General features: G+C 63.4%; 14 protein-coding genes. 6 read left to right on the plus strand and 8 right to left on the minus strand.

Annotation, left to right across the window (positions count from 1 at the left end; translation table 11 throughout):
* Positions 1-9 precede the first annotated feature (9 nt).
* The 6 genes from EJ077_RS03855 to EJ077_RS03880 all read right to left on the minus strand — a co-directional run bounded on the left by EJ077_RS03855 (position 10) and on the right by EJ077_RS03880 (position 6,218).
* Positions 10-1,119 (minus strand): ABC transporter ATP-binding protein, encoded by a 1,110-nt coding sequence (locus EJ077_RS03855; RefSeq protein ID WP_208699761.1) that lies wholly within the window; start codon positions 1,117-1,119, stop codon positions 10-12.
* A complete protein-coding gene (locus EJ077_RS03860) occupies positions 1,106-2,044 on the minus strand; it encodes a PfkB family carbohydrate kinase (protein WP_208699763.1) in 939 nt (312 codons plus the stop codon). Before EJ077_RS03860 ends, EJ077_RS03855 begins: the two co-directional genes overlap by 14 nt.
* Positions 2,044-3,066: an SIS domain-containing protein gene (locus EJ077_RS03865; protein WP_208699765.1), complete on the minus strand. Its 1,023-nt coding sequence runs from the start codon at positions 3,064-3,066 to the stop codon at positions 2,044-2,046. The genes EJ077_RS03860 and EJ077_RS03865 overlap by 1 nt, the downstream gene beginning before the upstream one ends.
* Positions 3,063-3,908 (minus strand): carbohydrate ABC transporter permease, encoded by an 846-nt coding sequence (locus tag EJ077_RS03870; RefSeq protein ID WP_208699767.1) that lies wholly within the window; start codon positions 3,906-3,908, stop codon positions 3,063-3,065. The genes EJ077_RS03865 and EJ077_RS03870 overlap by 4 nt, the downstream gene beginning before the upstream one ends.
* Positions 3,908-4,792 (minus strand): carbohydrate ABC transporter permease, encoded by an 885-nt coding sequence (locus EJ077_RS03875; protein WP_208699770.1) that lies wholly within the window; start codon positions 4,790-4,792, stop codon positions 3,908-3,910. Before EJ077_RS03875 ends, EJ077_RS03870 begins: the two co-directional genes overlap by 1 nt.
* Positions 4,793-4,979: 187 nt before the next feature.
* Positions 4,980-6,218 carry an extracellular solute-binding protein gene (locus tag EJ077_RS03880; protein WP_208699772.1) on the minus strand — a complete coding sequence of 413 codons (1,239 nt, stop codon included), beginning with the start codon at positions 6,216-6,218 and terminating at the stop codon, positions 4,980-4,982.
* A 218-nt stretch (positions 6,219-6,436) separates the two neighbouring features.
* Between EJ077_RS03880 and EJ077_RS03885 the strand changes: the two genes are divergently transcribed.
* Together EJ077_RS03885 and EJ077_RS03890 are read left to right on the plus strand one after the other, a co-directional pair.
* Entirely contained in the window at positions 6,437-7,651 is a 1,215-nt protein-coding gene (locus EJ077_RS03885) for an ROK family transcriptional regulator (protein WP_208699774.1), read from the plus strand.
* A 107-nt stretch (positions 7,652-7,758) separates the two neighbouring features.
* Positions 7,759-9,369 carry an inorganic phosphate transporter gene (locus EJ077_RS03890; protein WP_208699776.1) on the plus strand — a complete coding sequence of 537 codons (1,611 nt, stop codon included), beginning with the start codon at positions 7,759-7,761 and terminating at the stop codon, positions 9,367-9,369.
* A 228-nt stretch (positions 9,370-9,597) separates the two neighbouring features.
* Here the strand turns inward: EJ077_RS03890 and EJ077_RS03895 are convergent, their stop codons facing one another.
* Complete coding sequence (locus tag EJ077_RS03895) at positions 9,598-10,758, minus strand: patatin-like phospholipase family protein (protein WP_208699778.1); 1,161 nt, start codon at positions 10,756-10,758, stop codon at positions 9,598-9,600.
* Positions 10,751-11,539 carry an acetoacetate decarboxylase gene (locus EJ077_RS03900; protein WP_208699781.1) on the minus strand — a complete coding sequence of 263 codons (789 nt, stop codon included), beginning with the start codon at positions 11,537-11,539 and terminating at the stop codon, positions 10,751-10,753. Before EJ077_RS03900 ends, EJ077_RS03895 begins: the two co-directional genes overlap by 8 nt.
* 222 nt (positions 11,540-11,761) lie before the next feature.
* Here EJ077_RS03900 and EJ077_RS03905 point away from each other — a divergent pair, with 222 nt between their 5' ends.
* The 4 genes from EJ077_RS03905 to EJ077_RS03915 all read left to right on the plus strand — a co-directional run bounded on the left by EJ077_RS03905 (position 11,762) and on the right by EJ077_RS03915 (position 14,535).
* Entirely contained in the window at positions 11,762-12,553 is a 792-nt protein-coding gene (locus EJ077_RS03905; protein ID WP_208699783.1) for a 3-hydroxybutyrate dehydrogenase, read from the plus strand.
* A 66-nt stretch (positions 12,554-12,619) separates the two neighbouring features.
* The gene (locus EJ077_RS31855) at positions 12,620-12,952 is read left to right on the plus strand and encodes a metallophosphoesterase (RefSeq protein WP_245458628.1); all 333 of its coding nucleotides are present in this window, start codon (positions 12,620-12,622) and stop codon (positions 12,950-12,952) included.
* The gene (locus EJ077_RS03910) at positions 12,883-13,377 is read left to right on the plus strand and encodes a hypothetical protein (RefSeq protein ID WP_245458629.1); all 495 of its coding nucleotides are present in this window, start codon (positions 12,883-12,885) and stop codon (positions 13,375-13,377) included. The genes EJ077_RS31855 and EJ077_RS03910 overlap by 70 nt, the downstream gene beginning before the upstream one ends.
* A gap of 159 nt (positions 13,378-13,536) precedes the next feature.
* The gene (locus EJ077_RS03915) at positions 13,537-14,535 is read left to right on the plus strand and encodes a Bug family tripartite tricarboxylate transporter substrate binding protein (protein WP_208699785.1); all 999 of its coding nucleotides are present in this window, start codon (positions 13,537-13,539) and stop codon (positions 14,533-14,535) included.
* Positions 14,536-14,541: the final 6 nt, after the last annotated feature.

Here is a 14,541-nt window from a genome sequence, read left to right on the forward strand (position 1 = left end):
CTCGGCGTGTCAGTGGGACGCCTTCCGTTCGAGACCCGTCGCCGGCAGGGCCTCGCCCGTCGAGGGGTCGAACAAGCGAAGCGCGGCCTCGTCGAAGATGAGGCTGCGCTTTTCGCCCTTGGCGACCTGGGCTCGCGGCGGCAGGCAAGCCGTCAGCCGCTGCGTGCCGATCCGGGCTGTCGTGACCAGTTCGGGGCCGGTCAGTTCGACGACCTCGATCTCCACCGGCAATGACAGGTCCGTGGCGGCTCCGGTCGCCACACGAAGCGCTTCCGGCCTGATGCCGACGACCATTTGTGCGCCTTCACGAGCCGCTTTCGCATAGCGTGCCGGCATGGAGATCCGTACATCGGACTCCGCGATGGCCAGTTTGCCGCCGATGACGGTGGCCTGCAGCATATTCATCGACGGCGCGCCGACGAAGCCGGCGACATAGAGTGTTGCGGGCTCGTTGTAGATTTCTTCCGGCGTGCCGAGCTGCTCGATCCTGCCGTCACGCATGACGGCGATGCGGCTGGCCAGCGTCATCGCTTCGATCTGGTCGTGGGTAACGTAGACGACGGTCGTCTGCAGCATCTGGTGCAGACGCTTCAATTCGGTGCGCATCTCCAGGCGCAGCTTGGCGTCAAGATTGGACAACGGCTCGTCGAAGAGGAAGACCTGCGGCTTGCGCACCAGCGCCCTGCCGATGGCGACGCGCTGGCGCTGGCCACCGGAAAGCTGGCTCGGCTTGCGGTCGAGCAAAGCTTCGATCTGCAGCAGTCTCGCCGCTTCGTTCACCGCCCTGTCGCGCTCGTCAGTGGCGACGCCGCGCATCTCCAGCCCGAAGCCGATGTTGCGGCGCACGGTCAGGTTCGGATAGAGCGCGTAGGACTGGAAGACCATGGCGATATCGCGGTTCTTGGGATGGACGCCGAGGATCGACCGGCCGCCGATCAGAACGTCGCCGCTGGTCGCCTCGGCAAGGCCGGCGATGATGTTGAGAAGCGTCGACTTTCCACAACCGGACGATCCGAGCAGCACCAGGAATTCACCGCTCTGCAGCGCGATGTCGATGCCTTTCAGCGTTTCGACACTGCCGTAGCTTTTGCGGATGCCGCGGATTTCAAGCGCGCTCATGCATGGATTCCCTAGACTGCATCGGCCCGCCATAGTTGCGGGGCAAGGTGGAAATGGCGCGCGAGGCGACATAGGTCGCGGCGCGGAGGCAGGCGGACAGCGGCTGTTCCTGCGCCAAAGCGGCCAGGAAGGCGGCATTGAAGACATCGCCGGCGCCGATCGTGTCGACGACACGGACATCGGGCGCGGCGGCTTCGACGAGCGTGTTGTCCGGGCCGATGGCGATGGCGCCCCGCGGCCCGCGCTTGACGACGAAGGTCGCGCCTTGCCTCATGCTGGATCGGATTTCACGCGCTGCTTCCTCAGGGCTCGGCAATCCCGCTAGGGTGACCGTCTCGACTTCGTTGAACAGCGCCAACGCACAGCGCGACAGCCACGCCCTTGTCGCGGCGCAATTGACCTCGGTCCAGCCATCGATCGGCCAGCCTGTGTCGAGCGCCACTGATATGCCGTGGCTGTCGGCCCAGTGGAAAAATGCATTGTAGTCGCGCGTGAGGTCCTCGGTCAGGAAGGAGCCGGAGAGCAGTGCGTAGCCGCCGGAGAGCGCGCTGCCGTCGAGAACGGACAAGACATCACCGAGGCTGAAGCGGGGCAGGTGGCCGCGCGTGGTCAAGAAAGTCCGTTCGCCATCGGGATGGGTCATGCCGACCGACAAGGTCGTGCCTTCGGGACGGACCGGCCATTTCTCGGCACGGGCGCCGAACGCCTCGCGAAGCCAATGGCCGAACTGGTCGTCACCGACATTGGCGGCAATGGCGAAATCGACGCCCAGCGCTTGCCAGGCGAGCCCGGTGTTGCCGGCCTGGCCGCCAACGCGCAGTTCGTCATGATCGACGACGGTCTCGGTTCCCGCCTTCGGCCATGGCGCGACCGGACCGACAATCAGGTCGACATTGACGTTGCCGATCACCGCAAGCGGACGCATCACTCGCTCCTGGTGATCTTGGTGGTGCGCACGGGCGTGCCGGCATTGTCGACGCGGCTGTCGGCGAAGGCGATCATGAGGCGCTGCGCCACCGGGAGCATGGCGAAGACAGCAGCCATCCCCGAAGCCGGTCTGAACGGGAGGGTGGCGGCGCTGGCGACAGGTGATTGTCCCGAGGCGTCGAAGATGACCAGCGGCGCGCCGGCCTCGGCCACTGAAACCGCCATGGCGGTGACAAGGTCTGACGTCGGATCGTCACCGCGAAACAGGATGACGCCGATTTTGGGGCCGAGCATTTCCATCGGCCCATGCCGCAACTGGCCGCCTTCCAGTGAAAAGCAGGGCAGCCGCGACAGTTCGGTCAGGCCAAGCGCCAGGGCTTCGGCCACGCCTTGCAGGCGGCGGCCGGAGGTGACGATCGTGTCCACCTTGCCAAGCATGGCAAGTGCGGGGGCAATGTCGCAATCCTGCGGAGCCTCGAGCATGGCGAGGGCAGGGGCCGGATCCTCACCCAGAGCCGCCAGGATGGCCAGATGCAGGGCCAGGGTCACGATCAGGCTGCGTGTGGCGGCGAAAGCCAGCTCCGTGCCGCCGGCACCGACCAGACAAGGCGCGGTGCGGGCGAGAAATGAACCGCCTTCGAGCGTCAGGCCGAAAATGTCCGAGCTGCCGCCGGGCTGCGAAAACCATCTGACGACCTCGGCGCTTTCGCCGGATTGCGAGGTCACGATCACGGTGCGGCCCGTGAGCGGCAGCGGCTGGCCAAGCTGTTCGGAGATCGGCAGCGCCAGCGCATCGATGCCGAGCGCGCGATAGAGCGGCTCGACGGCACGCCCCACCGCATGCGAGCCGCCCATGCCAAGCAGGAGCAGACGACCGGTGCGCTTGATGGAAGCGGTGGCCTTCTTCGCCTCGGCCGTGTTCTGCCGGAACGAAGCGATCGCATCCGCATGCTGGCGCGCCATTTCGCGGTCGATGGCGGCCAGTCCGGCCGGCCGTTCTTTATCTGCAGTCATCATCATCCTTTCACACCGCCGCTGGTCAGGCCCGAGATCAGCGCCCGCTGCATGACAAGGCCGATCAGCACCGGTGGTAGCGCGGCCAGAACGCCGGCGGTCGCTATCAGCCCGTAGTCGGAAACACGGCCGCCGGCCAAATCGGCGATGGCAACGGTCAAGGTCTTGGCGCGCTGGTCGGAGGTGAACAGCAGCGCGTAGAAGAATTCGTCCCATGCCAGCAGCAAGGCGAACAGCGCCGATGTCGCCATAACCGGTGCCGCCAGCGGCAATGTGATGATGCGCAATGTCTGGAACAGGCCGGCGCCGTCGATCATCGCCGCCGCCTCGATCTCACGCGGGATGGAATCGAAGCCGGATTTCATCAACCAGGTGGTGAAGGGCGCCAGGATGGTGAGATAGACCAGCGCCAGGCCGAAGACATTGTTGAGCAGGCCGAGATGCGACAGGCCCATATAGAGCGGCACGGCGAGCGCCACCGGCGGCAGCATGTAGGTGGCGATGACCATCGACAGCGACCAGCCGATCGCTGGTGTGCGCGACACCGCCCAGCCGGCGGGGATGGCCAAGGCGAGTGCCGCCAGAGTCGCCATGCCTGATATCTCGAGACTGTTGCGCAGCGATGAGGTGAAGGCGGCACCGGCGCTGTTTTCGGCCGTCGACAGCAATTGCCGGTAGCGGGAGAAGTCGGCTGCCTGCGGCCACCAGCGCAGCGGCTTGGCCGCAAGATCGACGGCCGGCGAGATGCTCATGATGAACAGCCATGCGATGGGCGCCAGGATGATTACGGCGAGCAGCAGCGCGCAGGCATAAATGAGGATGGTGAAGGCGGGGCTCCTGCGTTCCATCAGGCGGCGCTCCCGGCGGTCTTTCGCACCAGTGCCGCATAGGCGACTGCGAGCAGCGTGACGAGCAAGGTGACGATCAGCGCCAGCGACGCGCCCGAGCCGGCGCGCTGGAAGGAGAAGGCCTCCTGGTAGACGAGGATCGAGAGCGTTCGTGTGGTGTTTGCTGGCCCGCCGCGGGTCATCACCCAGATGATGTCGAAGACCTTGAAGGCCTCGATGGTGCGCAGCACCAGCGCCACCATCAGCGGCCCGGCGAGATAGGGCAGGATGACGAAGCGAAAGCGGTTGAAAGGTCCCGCGCCGTCGACGAGCGAGGCGGCGGTGATGTCACGCGGCACCGCTTGGAGAGCGGCCAGCGCGATCAGCGCCACCAGCGGGAAATTCTTCCAGCAATCGGCGACGATCAGGGCCGCCAGCGCCGTTCCCGGCTCACCGAGCCAGGACCGATAGGCGTCGATGAGATGCAGTTGCGTCAGCGCGGCATTGAGCGCGCCATATTCGGGATTGTAGATCAGCCGCCACAGCGTGGCGTTGACCACGGTCGGCAGCGCCCAGGGCAGGATCATCAGGGCGCGCAGGATGGCCCGGCCGCGAAATTCCTGATTGAGCAGAAGGGCCGCCAGAACGCCGATCACCATTTCGGCGGCAACAGAGATGACCGCGAACAATGTCGTGGTGACCAGCGTACGCGAGAAATTCGAGCTCGACAGCATGTTGGTGTAGTTGTCGAAGCCGACGAAATCGCCGCCCGTGCCGACCAGCTTGGCGTCGGTGAAGGAAAGGCCGACCGTATCGACCAGCGGCCAGCCGATGACGGCGACCATGACCACGAGCAAAGGCAGCATCAAGAGCCATGCGCGGGTCGTCATCCAGGTGCTCGACATCGGAGCAGCCTCTCTTCTTTCATCAGTGATCTGGACATAGCACGGGCGGCACTCGCGCATGACCCCGGAAATCGGAGGCCGATTTCCGGAAAGGATCATGCGCAAGATAGAAAGTGCTGAAGCGTCTTTTGCGCGTCATAAGGGACGCGACGCTGTAGTGCCGCCCATAATGAACGACTAGCTTGTCTCAGAGGCCGCTGTTCTGCGCGGCGGTCTTCAGGGCATCTTCCGGCGAAGATGTGCCGAGCAGCGATTCCTGGATTGCCTGCTGCAGCGCGGTCGACAGCTCCTGGTATTTCGGCGTGGTCGGACGCGGATACATGGCTGCCAGACCGAGTTTGGCGGCGGCGATCAACTCCTCCTGGCCCTTGGTGACGGCGGGGTCGTCGTAGGACGAGGCCCAGATCGGCAAAGAGAGCTTGGCGTACTGGTTCTGCGTTGCCTGCGAGGTCATGAAGGTTATGTATTTCCAAGCCTCGTCCGGGTGCTTGGAGACCGCGGTGACGCCGAGGCCCATCGAGCCGTTGACGGCCGACACTTCGCTGGTGCCGGCAACGCCCGGCGCCGGCACGACGCCGACCTTGCCGGCCACCTTTGAGTCCTTCGGGTCGTTGGCCATGTTGTACATGTAGGTCCAGTTCAGCGCGAAGGCGGCATCGCCATTTTCGAAGACCTTGCGAACGTCCTCTTCCAGGAATTCCTTGGAATTGGGATTGGTGAGACCCGACTTGTAGCTGTCGACCATGTATTTCAGCGCCAGCAGGCCGCCGCCATTCTGGAAGTCGGGCTTGCCGTCCTTGAGGAAGTCGCCGCCATAGGCGCTGACCAGCGTGGTGTAGTCGCAGATGGCTGCCTCTGCCTGCGACCAGCTCCACGCGATCGGCGTCTTCAGCAGGCCCTTGTCCTGGATGATCTTGGCCTGTGCGCCGAGTTCCTCCCAGGTCTTCGGCGGAGTCTTGATGCCGGCCTTTTCCAGGATGTCCTTGTTGTAAAACAGGTATTTGGTGTCGAGGATCCACGGCATTCCATAGGACTTGCCATCATACTGGACGGTGGTCCAGGCGCCCGGCAGCACGCCCTTCTTCATGTCGTCGGTGATCTTCGAAGACACATCGACCAGCACCTTGTTGGTAGCGTATTCGGCCGGCCAGATGACGTCGAACAGCACGACGTCATAGCCGCCGCCAGACCCTTGAGCGAGCACGGTCTTGTCGTGCAGGCCCTCATAGGGGACGAATTCGAGGTTGACCTTGACGTCGGGGTTGGCCTTGGTGAAGGCATCCGTCATGGCGCGCACGTCGGCCTCGCTGTAGGCGGCCTGCGCCATGAACAGCGCATTGAGCGTCGTCTCGGCGAAAGCGTGGGGGACGAACAGTCCTCCGGTAAAGACGGCGCCGACCAGTGTCTTGGTCATTGTCTTAAGCATTTTCTTCTCCCATTTCCGGCGTTGACGGGTCGGCGGTGCCTGCATTTGGCATCGTCTTCCCGGATCCATGTCGCGTGACCTGATGGTACCCGGCTGACCAGTGGCGACAGGCAGAGGCCTTGGCCATCTTGTTTTGCGGTGCTCGGCTTACATTAAGTCAACTCGCTTGACTTAATTAGTCGATCAATATTCTAATGGAGTCAAGAGGGGAAACGCCGATGGACGATATCAGCCCGATCCGCGCCAAGAGTGGCACCAACCAGGAGGGCACCAGCGCGCACAATCGCCGTGTCATGATCGAGGCGCTGCGTCTCAATGGCGCGTTGTCGCGGGCCGATCTGGCGCGGGCGACGCAGCTCACCAAGCAGGCGGTCTCCAACATCATCGAGGACCTGGAAAGCGATGGACTTGTCGTGGCGCTCGATGCGGTGCGCAAGGGCAGGGGCCAGCCGTCGACCCCCTACAGGCTGGTGCCCGAAGGCGCCTTCGCCATCGGCCTGCAGATCGACCGTTACCTGACGCGGGCGGTCGCGGTCGACCTGATGGGCAGTGTGCTGGCGCGCGCCGAGGCGAACCTGCCCTTTGATGAGCCGTCAAAGGGCGTCGAGGTGATCCTGGGCCTGATCGATGGCGTCCGGCGCGAGCTGGCCGGCATCTCCTCGCAGTCGGAGAAACGCCTCGTCGGTCTCGGCGTCGCCATGCCCGGCCCGTTCGGCCTGAAGAATTCGGATGACAAATGGATGATGCCGGCCTGGCAGAAGTTTCCGCTGCTGGACACGTTGGCCAAGGGCACGGGCCTGAATGTCGGCCTGCAGAACGACGCCGCGGCCTGCGCGACGGCGGAGCGGATCGTGGGTGCCGCGCATGGCGTCGACCACGCGGTGTGCCTTTATGTCGGCTATGGCATTGGCGCCGGACTGATCCTCAACGGCGAGCTGTACAGCGGCGGCCATGGCAATGCCGGCGAAATCGGCATGGCCTTGCTGTCACCGGCCGGTCCCGGCTCGACACCGCTTGAACATCGCGCGTCGCTGGCCTCGCTTTACCAGCATCTCGGTCTCGATCCCGCCGACGAGGACCTCTACGGAAAGATCGGCGCGCTGGCCGCATCGGCTGACGTGAAGATCATGCGCTGGATCGAAGGGGCGGCGCACGACCTGCGCTGGAGCGTGCATTTGATCGAAACCATCTTCGACCCACAGACAGTGATCCTGACCAGCGGCGCGCCGGAAGCGCTGGCGCGCCGGCTTGTCGAGGCGATGCATCCGCTGCTGCCGTCGATCGCCGACCGGCCAGGCCGGACCTTGCCGCGGCTGCAGCTCGGCACCACCGACCCCTGGTCGATCGCGCTGGGCGCCGCGGCGGCGCCGATCAGCCGTGCCTTCGATCCGCTGTTCTCGGCGATCCTGAAGACACGCTCAGGGCCCGCTTGAAGGAGACCGTGCGTCGAAGGCAGAGCCTCGCCCCGCGTCACACAGGGTTCATCGTCCGGACATAGCGTCTTTTCCAGTTCTTTGCTGCAATGCAATAGGAGTGGGAGATGGTGGACATAGTTTCTAGCGAGGTGGGCATTCCGAGACCAGATCATCCGCTGGATAGTTCTGGTGGCGCGAAGTGGTTCCTGCCGGCCTTCGGTGTGCTGGTGCTGGTCGGCGTGGTCTATGTCGGCTACGCGCTGAGCCAGGACCTGGCGGCGGCCAAGACGGTGCCCTGGATCCTGCTTGGCATCGCCTTGCTGATCGCGCTCGGCTTCGAGTTCGTCAACGGTTTCCATGACACCGCCAATGCGGTGGCGACCGTCATCTACACGCGCTCGCTGCCGGCGGAATTCGCCGTCATGTGGTCCGGCGCCTTCAATTTCCTCGGCGTTCTCACCTCCAGCGGCGCGGTTGCCTTCGGCATCCTGTCGCTGCTGCCGGTCGAGCTGATCCTGCAGGTCGGCTCCTCCTCCGGCTTCGCCATGGTGTTCGCATTGCTGGTGGCCGCGATCCTGTGGAACCTCGGCACCTGGTTCCTCGGCCTGCCGGCGTCCAGCTCGCACACGATGGTCGGCTCGATCATCGGCGTCGGCCTCGCCAACCAGTTCATGGCACCCGCCGGCAGCGCCACCAGCGGCGTCGACTGGTCGCAGGCGACCAATGTTGGCGTGACCTTGCTGGTGTCGCCGATCATCGGCTTCTTCGCCGCCGCCATCCTGCTCTATGCGATGAAGCTTCTCGTCCGCAATCCGGCGCTCTACGAGGCGCCGAAGGGCAATGCCCCGCCTCCCTGGTGGATCCGGGCGTTGCTGATCTTCACCTGCACCGGCGTCAGCTTCGCGCATGGCTCCAATGACGGCCAGAAGGGCATGGGCCTGATCATGCTGATCCTGATCGGTGTGGTGCCGACGGCCTATGCGCTGAACCGTACGCCCGACATCAATTATCTCGAAGCTTACAAGTCGGCTTCGGTTAACGTGGAGACCGCGCTGGGCAAATATGTGAAGTCTGGTGTCACCGTCGCCGATGCGAAGGATGCCAAGGCAGCGGTGCAGGATGCCGTGCGCACCCGGACCTGGAGCGACAAGACGACGGTTGCGTTGCAGACCTACATCCACAGCACGACGGCCGAGCTGCAGCCTTACGCTTCGGTCGACAATGTGCCGACCGATCTGGTCAGCAACGCCCGCAACGACATCTATCTGATCGGCGAGGCGCTGAAATTGATCGACAAGAAGCAGTTGCTGCCAATGGAGGCCGGCGATCTCAAGGCGGTCACCGGCTATCACAAGGCCGTCGACAACGCGACGAAGTTCATCCCGATCTGGGTGAAGGTCGCGGTTGCCTTGGCGCTCGGCCTGGGCACGATGGTCGGCTGGAAACGCATCGTCGTCACGGTCGGCGAGAAGATCGGCAAGAGCCACCTGACCTATGGCCAGGGCGCTGCCGCGGAACTCGTCGCCATGGTCACCATCGGCATGGCCGACCGTCTGGGTCTGCCGGTGTCGACGACCCATGTTCTGTCATCCGGCGTCGCCGGCACGATGGCGGCGAACGGCTCGGGTCTGCAATGGTCGACGGTGCGCAATCTGCTGCTCGCCTGGGTGCTGACCCTGCCGTGCTCGATCGCGCTCGCCTTCGCGCTGTTCATCGTCTTCCGTCAGGTGTTCTGAGCGGTCGAAGCAAAGATACTCAAGCAAAAGGCAGCGCCGGTCTCCGGCGCTGCCTTTTTCTTTGAGCGAGTCTGCATTCCAAGGGAGCTGTCGAGAGGCTTTGAAGATGCAGGCCTACGAGAGATTGGCCGGAGCGCCCATCGCTGCCGTCATGCGGAAGATCCTCATCACCCTAAACGCAAGGCTCAGAGACGCTCCCATTCCTCAGAGTTGGTGACGAAGTTGGGGCTAAGTCGGATCTTCGCGATGCAGGTCGTGGATGGTGACGCCATCGGCATTGGTCGGCAGCATCAGCCATTTCTTGTGACGCAGCGTGCGCTCGGTGTCCTCGAGGCCCATCTCCCAATGCTCGCGCATCGAGGTGCCTGAAAACTCGTAGTCCTTGGCGTGACCCTCGTAGCCTTTGTGCTGGTAGATCAGGTGGACGATGTTGACGACGCCGGCGTTGGAATAGTCGGCGATCAGCTCCTTCTCGCCTTCCCTGAGCTGCTCCGGCGGCACGCGCTTCAGCGCATCGAGCAGCTTCATCTTCAGCGCATGGATGCGCTCGAAATTGTCGGTGTTCTGCCGCGTGCGGCTCGAATACATGATGTCCTTGTGGCGCGACAGCACGTCGGCCATGCCGCGCGGCAGCACGCCGCGGGCACTGAACAGATCGACCTGAAAGACCAGCGAGGAACGGTCTTCTTCCTGGTCGAGCAGATATTGCAGCGGCGTGTTGGAGACGATGCCGCCATCCCAGTAATATTCGCCCTCGATGCGGATCGAGGGGAAGGCCGGGGGCAGCGCGCCACTGGCCATGATGTGCTCCGGCGCGATCCGCACCTTCTCGGTGTCGAAATAGACGAAGTTACCGGTCCTGACATTGACCGCGCCGACACTCAGCCGCTTCTTGCCGTCGTTCAGCACATCGAAATCGATCAGGCTCTCCAGCGTGTCCTTCAACTCGGCGGTGTCGTAGAAGCTGGTGGCGCCTTCCGCTCCCGACAGCTGGAACCAGGGATTGGGATTGCGCGGCTTGAAGAAACCGGGCTGGCCCATCGTCATCGTCATCAACGACGAGGTCTGGTTGCGGATGTCGCGGTATATGTCGCCTTCGGGCGTGTAGGACCAGATCTTGCGGCCGGAAATCGTCTGCCAGAACTGTTCCAGCCGCTGCAACCGGCGGCTCGGTTCATTGCCGGCGATGATCGCGGCGTTGATGGCGCCGATCGAGACGCCGGATAGCCAGCTCGGTTCGCAGCCGGCATCGGCCAGCGCCTGATAGACCCCTGCCTGATAGGCGCCGAGCGCACCGCCGCCCTGAAAGACCAGCGCGATACGGTCATACTGCGCCGTGATTTCCTCGATGGTGGCGGCTGCTGCCTTGTTGCGGGTACGCTCAAGCACCGACTTTCTCCAGCTGGGTTGCGCTGGCAGCGGATCGGCTGTGGTCAGCGAGGTAATCATGTACGACTTCGCCCAAGCCGAGCGTGAGGTCCGCCTTGAAGTGAACCGCCGACACGATGTCGAGCACGGGCAGCTTCGCCACGTCGGCCATGACATGGGGCCGCAGATCGAGCGCGGCTGGCGCGGTCCAGGCTTCCTTCAACGTGATGTCGGTGAGGTAGTAGCGGACCAGTTCGCAAATACGCGGCGTGCCGTCGACATGCGGGATGATCTTGATCAGGAAATTGGGGGCGGCGAGCGAAGCGAGCACGGAATCGTGATCGGCTTCCCGATGCTTGTAGCCCATCGTGCCGGTGGCGCACAGAACGCTGCCATAGTGCAGCGTGCCGACGATCACCTCGCCTTCATGGACGATCTTGGGGTTGGCGAGCTTTTTCGGAAACCCCCACAACTCACGGCCGCCGGCGATCGGCGCGTCGTCGTCGAGATACATGGAATGGACATAGCCGCCGTGCTGGCCCTTGTAGCGTACGGGAATGACCTGTCCGGTCTCGGTGTAATCGCCGAAGCCGGTCGAGTCCGGCATGCGGATGAATTCGTATTTGACCAGCGGCTCATCGATCTCCAATGGCGCCGGCACGACGGCCTCGAGCGCCTCGCGTGTCGTGCGATAGGTGATGATGATGTATTCGCGGTCGAAGAAGCGATAAGGGCCGGGCGGGAAGGAGGGATTGGTGAGCGGCATCGCGTAGCCGCGCTTCACGACATCGGCGATTTCCATCCAGGTGCCCCAACGGTTCGAAAATGACCCAGCGAATGCGCTGGGAAATATGTTGCATGGCAGCATGACAATGCCGTGTCATCGCCAAGACGCCCTTTCATGGAGCCGGCAAAGGCCGTCGCGGGGCTGTAATCGAGCCGACACATGGCCGTGGCATTGTCTTGTTGCGCCGCACAAACTATCTGCCTCAACAGTCCCTCCCACCTCTTGCGAGATCTCCCCATGGGTTCCCTGTCTTCGAAGAATGCGCTTGTCACCGGCTCGACCAGCGGCATCGGCCTTGCGATCGCCCGCGCCTTTGCGGCCGAGGGCGCCAATGTCACCATCAATGGCCTGGGCGACGCCGCTGCCATCGAGCAGGAGCGACGCGCCGGCATCGAAAAGGATTTCGGTGTCAGGTGCCGCTATTCCGACGCGAACATGATGGATGGCGCCGCGGTCACCGCCATGATCCACGACGCGGAAGAGGCGTTCGGCAGCCTCGACATCCTGGTCAACAATGCCGGCATCCAGCATGTGGCGCCGATCGAGGAGTTCCCTGACGACAAGTGGGAAGCCATCATCCGCATCAACCTCCTTGCCGCCTTCTACGCCATCAAGGCGGTGGTGCCGGGCATGAAGAGCCGCAAATGGGGCCGCATCATCAACACGGCCTCGGCGCACGCACTGGTCGCCTCGCCGTTCAAGTCGGCCTATGTCTCGGCCAAGCATGGCATATCAGGCCTGACCAAGACGGTGGCGCTGGAAGTCGCCCAGAACGGCATCACCGTGAACGCGATCGCGCCCGGCTATGTCTGGACGCCGCTGGTCGAGAAGCAGATCCCCGACACGATGAAGGCGCGCGGCATGACCGAGGAGCAGGTCAAGCACGACGTGCTACTGGCCGCGCAGCCGACCAAGGAATTCGTCACCGTGGAAGAGCTTGCGGCACTGGCATTGTTCCTGTGTTCGGATGCGGCCAAGCAGATCACCGGCACGACCTTGCCGATGGACGGTGGCTGGACGGCGCAGTAGAGCTGGTCGAAACATACCGGCTTCAGGCCGACGCCAGGCGGCGGCAGGAAGGCAGTGCGCCGGCCCATGAAAATCATCCAGCTCTCCGATCCGCATCTGATGGCGCCGGGTGGCCGTCTCCATGGCTCCGATCCGCTCACCCGGCTGGAGGCCTGCCTGGCCGATATCGGCAGGAACCATGCCGATGCCGATCTGGTGGTGATATCAGGCGACCTGACCAATGATGGCGATCGCGCCGCCTATGCGGCATTGAGGCAGGCGCTGGCGGGGTTGGTGCCGCCTTGCCGGCTGATGCTCGGCAACCACGACGACAGGGCGCTTTTCTTGAGATGTTCCCGGAAGCGCCGGCCGAGCGCGGGTTCGTCCAGAGCGTTTTCGATGGCAGCGATGGCCACCTGATCCTGCTCGACACGCTGGACGCCGGACATGTCGAGGGCAGGCTGTGCGCCGCAAGGCTGGGCTGGCTGGACGACAAGCTGCAGGAAGCGCGTGACCGGCCGGTTTTCCTCTTCGTGCACCACCCGCCGTTCCGGATCCACATGCCGGTGCTTGACGAGGTCAGGCTCACCGACGCCGATGCCTTCCATGACATTCTCCGGCGCCACGGCAATGTCGGCCACATCTTCGCCGGCCACGTCCATCGACTGATCGCCGGCAGCTGGCGCGGCATACCGGTCAGCACACTGCGCAGCACCAACCATCAGAGCGCACTCGATTTTTCGGACAGCTGGCAGCTGGGCCATGAGCCGCCAGCCTGTGCCGTCATCTTCATCGATGCCGATGGAGTGGTGGCGCATTTCCACGATTTTCCTGTCACCGGATAACGCACGGGACGCCGGCAGGATCAGGACGCCGACGCTCGTTCCTGGTCACGGAGTGGCTGTGGCAAGTGTGATCCGATACCCGTATCATCGCCGTGAAAATTATTACCGATTTGTAAGGTCATGGGTTAGAACCGCTTTGGGCTTCAAAGCGGGGTTGACATGTTGGCTACGATTTTTCGCGTATCGCGCGGTCCTTTGTTCCTGGTTGCTGGCCTTGCCTTGGCGATGTGCGCCCAGGCGCAAGCGGTCGAATTCAAGACAATCACGATCAAGGTCGGCTATGGCCCCGGCGGGGGCTATGACCAGACATCGCGGCTGATCGCACGCCACTTTAGCCGGTTCCTGCCGGGCAACCCCGACATCGTCGTTCAGAATGTGCCGGGAGGTGGCAGCCTCAAACTAACCAAGATGGTGCTGGGCAGCGAGCCGGCCGACGGGAGCGTCATCGCTTCGGTCAGCGAAGCCATGTCCTATGCCCCGGTGCTCGATCCCCAGAACGCCAATTTCGATCCGCTTGCCCTGCAATGGATCGGCTCGCTCGTCAATGAGCCGACCTATTGCCTGACCGCCAAAAGCTCGGGCATCGACACGATGGACAAGTTCCTCCAGTCCGAATTCCTGATAGGGGCGACCGGCAAGAGCAGCGTGACCTATATTTTCGCAGCGCTGGTCAAGAATGGGCTGAAGGCAAAGTTCAAGATCGTCACCGGCTTTGACGGCACCGCCGATATCGAACTGGCGATGCAGCGGGGCGAAATCGCCGGAATGTGCGGTGTTTCCAGTTACCACATCTCCGGAAACACGCTCAACCTCATCGGAACGTTCGGCTCAGGCACGGCCGTAAGCGAAGAAAAGCTACAACGGTTCAGTGACAAGATCGAGGATCCCAAGGTCCGGGAGGCAGTCGCGCTCATCGAGACGACCTTGCAGTTCCATCACCCATTGGTCGTCCCGCCGGGCACGCCGAAGGAGACGGTGGAGGCGCTTCGCAAGGGATATATGGAGATGGTCCGGGATCCGGCGTTCCTGGCAGACATCGGCAAGCTCAGCGAAATGACCGTCAACGCCACCAGCGGCGAAGACATAAGCCGGCTCGTGTCGAAGCAGTTGAAGGTGGGGCCTGATGTGTTCGAGGCCGCCAGAAATCTGGTGAAGTAGATTTCC

It is taken from the genome of Mesorhizobium sp. M8A.F.Ca.ET.057.01.1.1, from assembly GCF_003952565.1.
Lineage (GTDB): Bacteria > Pseudomonadota > Alphaproteobacteria > Rhizobiales > Rhizobiaceae > Mesorhizobium.

Bases quoted from the DNA above. Each gene is read 5' to 3' on its own strand.
- EJ077_RS03855 (WP_208699761.1), bottom strand. From the start codon at position 1,119: ATGAGCGCGCTTGAAATCCGCGGCATCCGCAAAAGCTACGGCAGTGTC.
- EJ077_RS03860 (WP_208699763.1), bottom strand. From the start codon at position 2,044: ATGCGTCCGCTTGCGGTGATCGGCAACGTCAATGTCGACCTGATTGTC.
- EJ077_RS03865 (WP_208699765.1), bottom strand. From the start codon at position 3,066: ATGATGATGACTGCAGATAAAGAACGGCCGGCCGGACTGGCCGCCATC.
- EJ077_RS03870 (WP_208699767.1), bottom strand. From the start codon at position 3,908: ATGGAACGCAGGAGCCCCGCCTTCACCATCCTCATTTATGCCTGCGCG.
- EJ077_RS03875 (WP_208699770.1), bottom strand. From the start codon at position 4,792: ATGTCGAGCACCTGGATGACGACCCGCGCATGGCTCTTGATGCTGCCT.
- EJ077_RS03880 (WP_208699772.1), bottom strand. From the start codon at position 6,218: ATGCTTAAGACAATGACCAAGACACTGGTCGGCGCCGTCTTTACCGGA.
- EJ077_RS03885 (WP_208699774.1), top strand. From the start codon at position 6,437: ATGGACGATATCAGCCCGATCCGCGCCAAGAGTGGCACCAACCAGGAG.
- EJ077_RS03890 (WP_208699776.1), top strand. From the start codon at position 7,759: ATGGTGGACATAGTTTCTAGCGAGGTGGGCATTCCGAGACCAGATCAT.
- EJ077_RS03900 (WP_208699781.1), bottom strand. From the start codon at position 11,539: ATGGAAATCGCCGATGTCGTGAAGCGCGGCTACGCGATGCCGCTCACC.
- EJ077_RS03905 (WP_208699783.1), top strand. From the start codon at position 11,762: ATGGGTTCCCTGTCTTCGAAGAATGCGCTTGTCACCGGCTCGACCAGC.
- EJ077_RS31855 (WP_245458628.1), top strand. From the start codon at position 12,620: ATGAAAATCATCCAGCTCTCCGATCCGCATCTGATGGCGCCGGGTGGC.
- EJ077_RS03910 (WP_245458629.1), top strand. From the start codon at position 12,883: ATGTTCCCGGAAGCGCCGGCCGAGCGCGGGTTCGTCCAGAGCGTTTTC.
- EJ077_RS03915 (WP_208699785.1), top strand. From the start codon at position 13,537: ATGTTGGCTACGATTTTTCGCGTATCGCGCGGTCCTTTGTTCCTGGTT.